General features: G+C 69.2%; 11 protein-coding genes. 4 read left to right on the forward strand and 7 right to left on the reverse strand.

Annotated features, from left to right (window positions below; all coding sequences use genetic code 11):
- Together A8G18_RS19540 and A8G18_RS19545 are read right to left on the reverse strand one after the other, a co-directional pair.
- A partial coding sequence (locus tag A8G18_RS19540; RefSeq protein WP_157100861.1) for a DEAD/DEAH box helicase occupies window positions 1-783 on the reverse strand: 783 nt, incomplete at its 3' end.
- A 59-nt stretch (window positions 784-842) separates the two neighbouring features.
- Window positions 843-1,793, reverse strand: a complete 951-nt coding sequence (locus A8G18_RS19545; RefSeq protein WP_064065184.1) for a TIGR03621 family F420-dependent LLM class oxidoreductase — start codon at window positions 1,791-1,793, stop codon at window positions 843-845.
- A 124-nt stretch (window positions 1,794-1,917) separates the two neighbouring features.
- Between A8G18_RS19545 and A8G18_RS19550 the strand changes: the two genes are divergently transcribed.
- Window positions 1,918-3,111 (forward strand): aminotransferase family protein, encoded by a 1,194-nt coding sequence (locus A8G18_RS19550; protein ID WP_064065190.1) that lies wholly within the window; start codon window positions 1,918-1,920, stop codon window positions 3,109-3,111.
- On the opposite strand, the gene A8G18_RS19555 is transcribed toward A8G18_RS19550, so the two are convergent.
- On the reverse strand, window positions 3,053-3,337 hold the full coding sequence (locus A8G18_RS19555; protein ID WP_016935532.1) for a hypothetical protein: 285 nt from the start codon (window positions 3,335-3,337) through the stop codon (window positions 3,053-3,055). The two genes, A8G18_RS19550 and A8G18_RS19555, sit on opposite strands and share 59 nt — an antisense overlap.
- 42 nt (window positions 3,338-3,379) lie before the next feature.
- On the opposite strand from A8G18_RS19555, the gene A8G18_RS19560 reads away from it, so the two are divergent.
- Window positions 3,380-4,096 (forward strand): hypothetical protein, encoded by a 717-nt coding sequence (locus A8G18_RS19560; protein WP_064065185.1) that lies wholly within the window; start codon window positions 3,380-3,382, stop codon window positions 4,094-4,096.
- Window positions 4,097-4,148: 52 nt separating this feature from the next.
- The gene (locus A8G18_RS19565; protein WP_064065186.1) at window positions 4,149-5,078 is read left to right on the forward strand and encodes a hydrogen peroxide-inducible genes activator; all 930 of its coding nucleotides are present in this window, start codon (window positions 4,149-4,151) and stop codon (window positions 5,076-5,078) included.
- A gap of 21 nt (window positions 5,079-5,099) precedes the next feature.
- Here the strand turns inward: A8G18_RS19565 and A8G18_RS19570 are convergent, their stop codons facing one another.
- The 4 genes from A8G18_RS19570 to A8G18_RS19585 form a co-directional block, all read right to left on the reverse strand.
- Window positions 5,100-5,867, reverse strand: coding sequence for a LysR substrate-binding domain-containing protein (locus A8G18_RS19570; RefSeq protein WP_064065187.1), 768 nt, complete (start codon window positions 5,865-5,867; stop codon window positions 5,100-5,102).
- Between the two features lie 42 nt (window positions 5,868-5,909).
- Entirely contained in the window at window positions 5,910-8,414 is a 2,505-nt protein-coding gene (locus A8G18_RS19575; RefSeq protein ID WP_064065188.1) for a DEAD/DEAH box helicase, read from the reverse strand.
- 55 nt (window positions 8,415-8,469) lie between these two features.
- Window positions 8,470-9,507, reverse strand: coding sequence for an alpha/beta fold hydrolase (locus A8G18_RS19580; protein ID WP_064065191.1), 1,038 nt, complete (start codon window positions 9,505-9,507; stop codon window positions 8,470-8,472).
- 172 nt (window positions 9,508-9,679) lie between these two features.
- Window positions 9,680-10,699 carry a proteasome assembly chaperone family protein gene (locus A8G18_RS19585; protein WP_064065189.1) on the reverse strand — a complete coding sequence of 340 codons (1,020 nt, stop codon included), beginning with the start codon at window positions 10,697-10,699 and terminating at the stop codon, window positions 9,680-9,682.
- A gap of 200 nt (window positions 10,700-10,899) precedes the next feature.
- On the opposite strand from A8G18_RS19585, the gene A8G18_RS19590 reads away from it, so the two are divergent.
- Window positions 10,900-11,580, forward strand: coding sequence for a DUF5642 family protein (locus A8G18_RS19590; protein ID WP_084421980.1), 681 nt, complete (start codon window positions 10,900-10,902; stop codon window positions 11,578-11,580).
- Window positions 11,581-11,654 lie beyond the last annotated feature (74 nt).

Consider the following 11,654-nt stretch of genomic DNA (forward strand, 5'->3'; position numbering starts at 1 on the left):
CAGTGGGCGATAGCGCACCTCGACGGGGTAGGTGCGCCCGGAGACTTCGACGATGGGGGCGGGCGTGCCGTTCGAGCCGGCGAAGTGCTGCGCGAAACGTTCGGGGTCGATCGTCGCCGAGGTGATGATCACCTTCAGGTCGGGGCGACGCGGAAGCAGCTGTGCGAGGTAGCCGAGCAGAAAATCGATGTTGAGGCTGCGCTCGTGCGCCTCGTCGATGATGAGGGTGTCGTACTGCCGCAACAGCCGGTCGCGCTGGATCTCGGCGAGCAGGATGCCGTCGGTCATGAGCTTGACGAGTGTCGAGTCGGTGACCTGATCGTTGAACCGAACGGTGTAGCCGACGGTGTCGCCGAGTTCGGTGTCGAGTTCCTCGGCAAGTCGCTCGGCGACCGCGCGCGCGGCGATCCGGCGTGGCTGGGTATGGCCGATCAGACCGCGCACACCGCGCCCGAGTTCGAGGCAGATCTTCGGGATCTGTGTCGTCTTACCCGATCCGGTCTCGCCGGCGACCACGACGACCTGGTGGTCGCGGATCGCGGCGGCGATGTCGTCCTTGCGCTGCGAGACGGGCAGGTCCTCGGGGTAACGGATCACCGGGACCGAAGCCGCGCGGGAGGCGAGCCGGGTACGGGCGTTGTCGATCTCGGCGGCGATCTTGGTCAACGCCTCGCCGTCCCGGGCCCGGGCGAGCCGGCGACGAAGCCGGTTCTCGTCGCGGAGGGAGACCTCGGACAGGGCGGCGCGCAGTTCGCGACGATTCGGGGCGGGAGAGATGGACATGCTGATCACACAGCCTAGCGAAACGACCCGCTCGGGGCCGGTCCGGGAGGTCCCGGCCCTCAGCCCGAGAGGGCACGCACCCGGCCGAGCACCCGGGCGAAGATCTCCCGGTACGGCGCGTGGACCGTGAAATGGGTGAACCCGAAGCGTTCCCGGCTGCGCAGGATGTGCTCGGCCATCTCGTCGACCGAGCCGAACAGCACGAACGGCGAGTCGAGAAGGTCGTCGGCCTCGACGGTCCCCTCCCACTGTTCGGCGAGGGCAACGGCGGTGCCCGTCCGGTCGTCCGTCTCCACGACCGCCTGGAGCAGGGTGTGCCATTCGATGTCGCCGGCCCGGCCTCCTGCCCGTCCTCGCGCGAACGCGACACGGTCGTCCGCTTCCGCCGCGGTGCCGATCCGGAACGTTCCCGGTGACCGCCCCGGTAGCTGGACGGCGCCCGCGACACTCACGATGTCGGCGTGGGCCGCGGCGATCCGGAGGACCCGGTCCCCGGTGCCCCCGATGATCAGGGGCGGGCCGTGCCCGCCGAATCCGCGACGCTGCACCGGCCGGAGCACCGGGAGACCGAACGCCTCGCGCAGCGCGGCCTGCTCGGCGAAACCGGGTTCGGCGAACGATCGCTGCAGCTCCAGCACGGTGGTCTCGAGGCGGTCGGCGCGTTCGTCGAACCGTTCCCAGTCGATCCCGGTGGCCTCGAATTCCCATTTCATGTGTCCCGCACCCAGGCCGACCTCGAGCCGGCCGCCGGTGAGCGCATCGGTGGTCGCGATCTCGCGGGCGAGCAGTGCCGGATTCCAGAACCCGGCGTTGAGCACCAGCGTCCCGACCCGCAGACGTTCGGTGGCCGCGGCGGCGGCGACCAGGACGGGGAACGGGGCAGGGACACCGAGATGGTCGGCCGCGTACACCGCGTCGTAGCCGGCGTCCTCGACGGCGCGGCACCGGCGAGCGAACACAGGGGGCGACCCGATCTCGAAGATGTTGACGGAGAAGCGGAACTCGGTCACGCCATCAGCGTGACGGGTGCGGGTCCCGGGCGCCAGGGTTGTTTCCTCCGCATACGATGACCTGTGTCGTGATCGTCGTAGAGGGGAGTGGGTCGTGGGTGCGTTGTGGCACGGATTCGCCGATATGGGCGCGATCGAACGGGACGGCGCATTCGTCGTCACGCGCGGGGAAGGTGCGTACATCTGGGACGACGCCGGAACCCGCTATCTCGATGCCACCGCCGGACTGTGGTTCACCAACGTCGGTCACGGCCGCACCGAAATCGGAGACGCGATCGCCGCACAGGTCGCCGAGCTCGCCCACTACTCGAATTTCGGCGATCTGACGTCCGAGCCCGCCGTCGAACTCGCCGAGCGGCTCGCGGCGATCGCCCCGGTCCCGGGCAGCAAGATCTTCTTCACCTCCGGTGGATCCGACTCGGTCGACTCGGCGGCCAAACTCGCGCGCCGGTACTGGCAGGAGGTCGGCAAGCCCGGCAAGCGGCTGCTGGTCTCGCGCGAGAAGGCGTACCACGGCATGCACGTCGGTGGCACCTCGCTCGCCGGCATCCCGGTCAACGGCGAGGGCTACGGGCGCCTGTGGGAGGACACAGCGCAGGTCGCGTGGGACGACGCCAAGGCGCTGCTCGAGCTCGTCGATTCGGTCGGCGCCGATTCGATCGCGGCCTTCTTCTGCGAACCCGTCATCGGTGCGGGCGGGGTGTACCTGCCGCCGGACGGTTATCTCGCCGAGGTCCGCGACATCTGCCGCGACCACGACATCCTGTTCGTCGTCGACGAAGTGGTCACCGGCTTCGGGCGGATCGGCGGTTCGTGGTTCGCGTCGTCGCGATTCGACCTGAGTCCCGACATGATCACCACCGCCAAGGGGCTCACCTCCGGCTATCTGCCGATGGGAGCGTTGTTCGTCGCTCCGCGGGTCGCCGAACCGTTCTTCGCCGGCGGCGTGTGGTGGCGCCACGGGTACACCTACGGCGGACACGCCGCTGCCGCGGCTGCCGCCCTCGCCAATCTCGACATCATCGAGCGCGAGGATCTGCTCGCCGAAGCGGCGCGGATCGAGCGAACACTGCACGAGAAGCTCGCACCGCTGGCGGAGCATCCGCGGGTGGCCGAGGTGCGCAGCGGTGTCGGCGCGGTGGCGGCCGTGCAGCTCGCCGACCCGGCCGAGGCGCTCGGCTTCGTCACGACGCTGCGCCGGCACGGGATCTCGGGACGCGCCGCCGGTCAGGGCGCGATGCAGATCTCGCCGTCGTTCGTCATGACCGACGAGCAGATCGCCGATCTCGCCGACGGAATCGCCGCAGCACTCGGCTGACCCGGTCCTTCGGCCCGAGGGGAACCTCGGCGAGGGGGAGTTCGGCGCTGCCGTCGCGGGCGGCGAGCGATCGCGCGTAGCGCTCGTGCAGCACCGAGCGCACCTCGTCGGGGCTGTAGTTCCGCCGCTGTCGCTCGTTGCGGGCGGCGACGGCGCCCGTCGCCGCCACACCCACCAGTCCGGCGAGTCCGACGAGCTTCCACCACTTGCCACCGCGCAGCGCCATGCGGACGACCCTAGCGGCCGCCGGGCATGGCAGGCTGGCGGCATGGACACTTCGTCGGCAGCCCGGCCCGCCGGTGCGCGTTCGCGTCTCACGCTCGACGAGGCCGTGGCGGCGACGCGCACGGGCGACCTGTGGATCTTCCGTGGCGCCACACCGGCGGACCGCGCGATCCAGACGCTGACCAATGCGCCCGTGAACCATGTGGGGATGACGGTCGCGCTCGACGATCTGCCGCCGTTGATGTGGCATGCCGAACTCGGGCGCAGCCTCCCGGACATGTGGACGGGGCGGCATCAGCGGGGCGTGCAGTTGCACGACCTCCGCAGCGCGGTGCAGGTATGGGGTGCGCGCTACGGCCAGCGCGGCTGGTTGCGGCAGATCTCGGTGGCCGTCACGCCGGATCAGGAGGACCAGTTGCTGCGCACCGTCGCGCGGCTCGACGGCACACCGTTCCCGTCGACGACGAAACTCACCGGGCGCTGGTTCTCCGGCCGGCTCCCGCGTCGACGCAGGGCATCCGTCCCGTCGGGCGGGCTCGAGAGCGCGTACTGCGCCGAGGTGGTCGGGTTGACGCTGGAGGAGATGGGTCTGCTGCAGCAACGGCATCGGGGGAGCAACTGGTACGACCCCGGCCGGTTCTGGAGCGGGGATCGGCTGCCGCTCGCTCCGGGTGTGGAGTTCGGTGGCGAGATCGAGGTCGTGCTCGGCGAGGCCGACCTGGCGGCGGGCAGGGCTGCGGGCGCCACGTCGACGCAGTGAGTTCCGACAGTTGCAAAAGGTAAACACGATAGGTCGCTCTACACTGATAGGCGTGACCGATCAGAGTTACCAGCCCACCCTGTCGCAGCTGCGTGCCTTCGTGGCGGTGGCCACCTACCGGCACTTCGGCACGGCCGCGGCGCGACTCGAGGTCAGCCAACCCACCCTCTCCCAAGGTCTGGCAGCTCTCGAGAACGGCCTCGGCGTCCAGCTCATCGAGCGCAGCACCCGCCGTGTGCTCGTGACGCCGGCGGGGGCACGTCTGCTTCCCTACGCCGAGATGGTGCTCGACGCCGCCGACGGCTTCGTCGACGCGGCGGCGGGAGTGTCCGACGGGCTCTCGGGTCCGCTGCGCGTGGGATTGATCCCCACCGTCGCGCCGTACGTGCTGCCCGAGATCCTGCCTGCACTCGACGCAGCGATGCCGACCCTGTCGTTGCAGGTCGTCGAGGACCAGACCGCGCGGCTCCTCGACGCATTGCGCGCCGGAACCCTCGACGTGGCCGTCCTCGCCCTGCCCGCCGACGTCCCGGGGGTGATCGAAGTTCCGCTCTACGACGAAGATTTCGTCCTCGTCCTGCCGACCGGACACGAACTCGCCGGACGCACCGACCTGTCCGTCTCCGCACTCGACGACGCGCAACTGTTGCTGCTCGACGAAGGCCACTGCCTGCGCGACCAGACACTCGACCTGTGCCGGTCCGTCGACGCGCGACCTGCGCTCGGTGACACCCGTGCGACCTCCCTGTCCACCGCAGTGCGCTGCGTCGCAGGACGATTGGGCATCACCCTCGTTCCGGCCTCCGCAGTTGCCGTCGAAACCGCCCGGGGAGATCTCGAGGTCGCGCACTTCGCCGACCCGGCACCCGGACGGCGGATCGGTCTCGTGTTCCGCTCGTCGTCACCGCGCGGAGTGGACTACCGCATCCTCGCCGAGACCATCCGCGGGTGCGTCCCGTCGGTCTGCCGCCCCGTCCCCTGACAGGCCGCGATCGGCGTGCCGCTAACGGCGCCCGCGCCGGGGTTTCCCGGGGCGCTTCCGTGCGGACGCCCCCGCGCGGCGGGACGTCGTGGGCTCCGGTGCGCGCCGCTTCGGGGTCGAGCCCGTGCGTTCGCCGCGACGTGAGGTGCCGCCGGACCCGGACTCCGTCTCGGAATCGCTGCGGCGGCCCCGGGAACTGTTGGCCGTGCGTCCCCGGACGATCCCCACGAACTCGTCGACGAGGTCGGTCGTCCGGTCGGTGATCCAGACGAGTCCCACCTGCGATGCCGGTGCGTCGACGACCGGGCGATAGGTGAGGTCGCGCCGGTGGTGCAGGCGGGCGAGCGACTGGGGTGTCACCAGCACACCCACCTCGGAGGCGACATGGGAGATCGCGTCCTCGGTCGTCGCGGGCCGCTCGAAGGCCTCCTCGCCGGGCAGCGCCGCCCAGTCCAGGACGTCGTCGAGCGGATGCAGCACCGTCTCCTCGGCGAGGTCGGCCACCGACACCTCGTCGACCGCCGCGAACACGTGCTCCTTGGGGACCACCACGACGGAAACCTCGGTGTAGAGCGGGATGACCGACAGGCCGTCCCGCTGCAGCGGCAGGCGCAGCAACGCAATGTCGGCGACGTCCTCGCGCAGCGGATCCGCGCCGGCCGTCGGCTCGACGGGGACCAGCTCGATCGGTACGTCCGGCATCCGCTCGCTCCACACCCGCACCCACTTCGCGGGGGTGACACCCGGGACGTAGGCCAAGCGGAAGGGTTCCACGGTCGGTTCGCTCACCGAGTCAGGCTACCGCTCCCCGGACGGGCACCCGGCGGCGAATCAGCCCTCGACGATCTCGAACTCGTCGAACACCACTTCACCGGCGGCATCGGACTCGGTGAGATTCACCTCGCCGATCAGCGCCCAGCCGTGATCACCCTGCGGATCGTGCAGGGTCTGGCGCACCCGCCACAGCTCGGGGCCCATCTCCACGGTGAACAGCAACGGCCCGCGGGCGTCGGGACCGGTGCCGATCTCGTCGTACTCCTCGAAATACAGCTCGAGCAGATCCTCCCAGTCCTCGGCTTCGAGACCGTCGCCGAGCGCCGCGAGATCGTCCCAACGCCGGCGCGACGCCAGCTCGACCCGTTTGAACATCGCGTTGCGGACCATGACCTTGAACGCGCGGGTGTTCGCCGACAACGGGCGAGGCGAGTCGGCACCGAACGCGATCTGTTGCTCGTCGCCTTCCACGCCGGGATGGGTGAGCGATTCCCACTCGTCGAGCAGCGACGAGTCGACCTGGCGGATGAGTTCGCCGAGCCATTCGATGATGTCCTCGAGGTCTTCCGTCCGCGCGGAGTCGGGCACCGTCTGCCGCAGGGCGCGGTAGGCGTCGGCGAGATAGCGCAGGACCAGCCCCTCGGAGCGGGCCAGACCGTAGTGCGAGACCAGTTCGGTGAAGGTCATGCTGCGCTCGATCATGTCGCGCACCACCGACTTCGGGGACAGTGGGAACTCCGCGACCCAGGGATGTCCGCCCCGGTAGGTCTCGAAGGCCGGCTCGAGCAGCTCCACCAGCGGCTTGGGCCAGGTGATCTCCTCGAGCAGTTCCATGCGCTCGTCGTATTCGATGCCGTCGGCCTTCATCTGCCCGACCGCTTCACCCCGAGCGGCGTGCTGTTGCGCCATGAGGATCTGACGCGGATCGTCGAGCGTCGATTCGATCACCGACACCACGTCGAGGGCGTAGGTGGGGGAGTCGACGTCGAGCAGTTCGATGGCTGCCAGGGCGAACGGCGACAGCGGCTGGTTGAGGGCGAAGTCGCGTTGCAGATCGACGGTGAGCCGGGCCCTGCGCCCGAACTCGTCCGGCTGGTCGAGCTGCTGGACGACACCGGCCTGCAGCAACCCCCGGTACAGCGAGATCGCCTTGAGGATGTGCTTGCGCTGCGCCGGACGCGGTTCGTGGTTGTCCTCGAGCAGATGACGCATCGCGTCGAAGCAGTTGCCCGGGCGCGCAATGACGTTGAGGAGCAGCGAGTTGCTCACCGAGAACCGCGACTGCAGGGGCTCGGGCGACGCCGCGATCAGCTTGTCGAAAGTGCCCTCACCCCACGAGACGAACCCCTCGGGCGCCTTCTTGCGCTGCACCTTCCGTCGCTTCTTCGGATCGTCCCCGGCCTTCGCGAGCGCCCGCACGTTCTCGATCTCGTGCTCGGGTGCCTGCACGACGACCGTGCCCATCGTATCGTACCCCGCGCGACCGGCGCGGCCGGCGATCTGGTGGAACTCGCGTGCCTTGAGCTGCCGGGTGCGGGTGCCGTCGAACTTCGTCAGACCGGTGAGCAGCACGGTGCGGATCGGCACGTTGATGCCGACGCCGAGCGTGTCGGTGCCGCAGATGACCTTGAGCAGCCCGTCCTGTGCGAGCTTCTCGATCAGGCGCCGGTACTTCGGCAGCATGCCCGCGTGGTGCACGCCGATGCCGTGCCGGACGAGACGCGAGAGGGTCTTGCCGAAACCGGTCGAGAACCGGAAGTCGCCCAGTGCCGCGGCGATCGCCTCCTTCTCGGCCTTGGTGCACATGTTCACGCTGGTCAGTGCCTGGGCGCGCTCGAGAGCTGCGGCCTGGGTGAAGTGCACGACGTAGACGGGCGCCTGATGCGTCGTCACGAGTTCCTCGATGGCCTCACCGATGGGCGCCTGCGAATACGAGAACGTCAACGGCACCGGACGTTCGGAGCCCGAGACCTCGACCGTGGGCCGTCCGGTGCGCCGGGTCAGATCCTTCTGCAGGAACGTCACGTCGCCGAGCGTCGCCGACATGAGCAGGAACTGCGCGTGCGGCAACTCGATGAGCGGAACCTGCCATGCCCAGCCGCGATCGGGTTCGGAGTAGAAGTGGAACTCGTCCATCACGACCTGGCCGATGTCGGAATCCGGTCCTTCGCGCAGCGCGAGATTCGCAACGATCTCGGCCGTCGCGCAGATGATCGGGGCTCCGGAGTTCACCGACGCGTCGCCGGTCATCATGCCGACCTTGTCGGCACCGAAGACGTCGCACAGGGCGAAGAACTTCTCGCTCACGAGGGCCTTGATCGGGGCGGTGTAGAAGGTGCGCTTGCCCGTCGCCATGGCGAAGAAATGCGCACCGAGCGCGACCATCGACTTCCCGGAGCCGGTCGGCGTGGCGAGGATGACGTTGGATCCGGCGACCAGTTCCATGAGCGCTTCCTCCTGCGCCGGATAGAGTGTGATGCCCCGATCGGTCGTCCAGGTGGTGAACGCGTCGAACAACGCGTCGTCGTCGACGGGGTCGGGTATCAGATCCGGAAGCAGCACTTCTCCAGGCTAGTCGGAAGCGCGGGACTCGCCTGCGTGGGCCGTGCGGGGCCGGTCACGTGGCGCTGCGCTCGTCCGAACCCATCGCGCCCAGCACCGCCATCCGGGTCTCCGGGCCACCGGTGATCTGCGATTCGCTCACGCCCGACACGAGCAGCCTGCGCCAGCGGTCCAGATCGAACTCGAGGGGGGAGGTGCTCTCCATGAAGCTCTCGACCACCCGCAGGAAGCGGAGCGGATCGTCGCGGAACGGGAAATGACCGGCGCCCCGGAAGATCTCGAGACGGGAGCCGGGCATGGCCGAATGGGCGAGATAGGCGTGGGCGATCGGGATGACGCCGTCGTGGTCGCCCCAGATGAGCTGGACGGGAAGGTTCTCCGTCAGGTAGCAGCGGTCGAGCATCGTGACCACCTGACCGCGCCAGTCGACCACGGCACGCAGCGTGCGCAGATACGCCTCGGAGGCCGTGGGATCCGGAAGGTTCCCCAGTACACGCACCAGATCCGAGGTGTCGTGCAGCATCGCGCCCGGCCGCAGCGGCGACGCATTGATCCGGTTCAGCACGGCGCCGGCCGCCCGCAGGATCGGCATCGCCCCCGGCAGTCGCAGGACCCTCAGCGCTTCGCTGACGATCGGCACCGAGATCAGGCGCAGGGCGGGATGAACATCCTTGGTGACACCGCCCGACGCGACGAGCACCAGGCGGTCGACCATGTGGGGGAACTGGTAGGCGAACTGCATCGCCACCCCACCACCGAGGGAGTGGCCGATCACCGTGACGGACTCGATCCCCAGGACCGACAGCAGGTCGCGCATGCCGTTCGCGTAGGCGGCCACCGAGTAGTCGGCGCGCGGCTTGTCGGAGCGGCCGTGCCCGAGCAGATCGGGGGCGATCACGGTGTACTTCTCCGCCAGGTGTGGAATGACGTCCTGCCAGGTCGACGAGTCGTCACCGATACCGTGCACGAGCAACAGGGCAGGACCGCCTCCGGCCATGCGGAACGCGCGTCGGTAACCGTGGATCGTGCGGAACACCATGCGGGGTTCGTTGTCCGGAACCGGGCGAAGTGTCCGGGCGCGCGGTGGAACCATGAGCGTCTCCTGCGACGTCGGTGATCGCGTGGTGGTAGCCGGGTTGTCCGGGCTGTCGCCGATACCGGACACAACTACCACTGTGGCATGTCGCCGAAGCGTACCGCCTGTATGTGACGTCGACAACGACGATTGTGACGATCATGAAACATCCGGCGGACCCGTCGTGGGGTCAACGCGTCGCGGAATCGTCTCCGTCGTCCGAATCGGGCTCATCCGCCCCGCCGTCGCCCTCCACGTCACGCAGATCGGGGAGATCGTCACCGGCATCGGCGCCGCGCCGATCGTATTCGGCGAGGAACCGCTCGAACTCCGCTCCGATCTCCTCACCCGTCGGCAGACTCTCGTCGGTCGGCAGGGGAGAGGTCTGCTGCTCCTGTGCGGCCACATAGCTGTCGTACTGCCGCTCGAGCGCGTGCACCACCCCGAGGACCTCGGCGTTGTCCTCGATGTGCTCGTCGATCTGCTCGCGCACCCGCGCGGCGGCCTCACCGAGCGCTTGCACCGGCAGTTCGAGACCCCCGACCTCGGCGACATTCGTCAGCAGCGTCTCGGCAGCCGCGGGATAGTCCGTCTGCGCCAGGTAATGCGGCACGTGTACCGAGAACCCCACGGACTCGTGCCCGTGCTGACCCATCCGGTATTCGAGCAGGGACGACACCCCGGCGGGCACCTGCAGTTCGCCCGACCAGCGGTGGTGCCCGGCGATGAGATCCTTGTTCGTCGAATGCGCGGTGACCGCCAGCGGCCGCGTGTGGGGGATCGCCATCGGGATCGCGTTGAGCCCGATGGTCCGCCGCACCCCGAACTGCTCCGCGAGCAACCGGACCGCAGTGATGAAGCGTTCCCACCTCAGGTCGGGTTCGGCACCCGCCAGCAGCAGGAACGGGGTGCCTGCCTCGTCGATGAGCGCGTACAGGTTCAGCTCGGGTTCCGCGTAGTCGGAGAAGTGATCGGCCTTGAAGGTCATGAGCGGGCGCCGCGACCGGTAGTCGATCAGTTCGTCGACGGCGAACGACGCGACGAGTTCGGTCTCCAGATTCTCGCGCAGGTGGGTGGTCGCCAGACGCACCGCGTGTCCGGCATCGGCGAACCCTTCGAGGCCGTGCACGAGCACCGGCCCCTCACCGTCCGATGACGTGAGCTGCGGAGCCGGGAACTCCAGCTCGTACATGCGGGACTGCTCGTCCATCTGCGAACCACTCCGATCACACTTCGTCTCGGCTCTCCGCCGGGGTCACCCGACGTGGCATGGTGGTGTTCGAGTCTAATTGACGCCACGACGACCGATTCCGGGGCGCACACCCTGCCCGACGTCGACGACCGAGGGAGGTTCGGGTGACCCGACGCGAAGTTCGTCCGAGGCGCCGCGCAGCGGTCGCCCGGACCGTGGTGCTGGCCGCGTGCCTGGTGTTCGTACCGGCCTGTTCCGAGACCGTCGCCGGCGATCCCGGTCCGGAACCGGCAGCCCTGACAGGGACGGCACCCGCGCCGGGGACCGTCCGCGCCCCGGGCGAGCTGGTGCTGCCACCGGAACGATTCCCCGCGCCGTACCTCGCGGTGGTCCTTCCGCCGGAAGCGGTGGCACAGGCGGCACCGGACCTGACCGGGATCCAGCCCGGTTCGAAGGTCGATCCGGGCGGATGTCTGCCACCCACCCAGGATTACGGTCCGGGCACCACAGCCATGGTGGTGGGTACCGACAACGCGAGTCGCGCGACGATCAGCGTCGAGGTCGCCCGGTCCGCCCCCTCCCTGAGCGAGTACCGGACCCATCTGACCGAGTGCTCACGGGTGGACGCGACCGTGCGGGGAGTCACCTCGACCGTCGCGACCGTCCTGGACGACGATCCCGCCGCGCCCGTCGACGGCGCCGAGACCCTGGCCCTGAGCCGCACGGTCGATTCCGGCAGGGGATCGGGCGGCATGACGCAGTCGATGGCCACGCGCATCGCCCAGCTCGGGGATGTGCGCGTAACGGTCACCTACATGTCGTTCGACTCGGCCCGGTCCGACACCGCGAGTCTCGACCGTGTGTTCCGGGACGCCGTCGAGTTCGCGACCCGGCCCTGACGGCCGGCCCCGCACCCCCGCCGTGACTCACGGCACGGTCGCGTCCACCCGTGAGCACTCGGTCAGATGGGTCC

This window comes from Rhodococcus gordoniae (assembly GCF_001646655.1).
Lineage (GTDB): Bacteria > Actinomycetota > Actinomycetes > Mycobacteriales > Mycobacteriaceae > Rhodococcus > Rhodococcus gordoniae.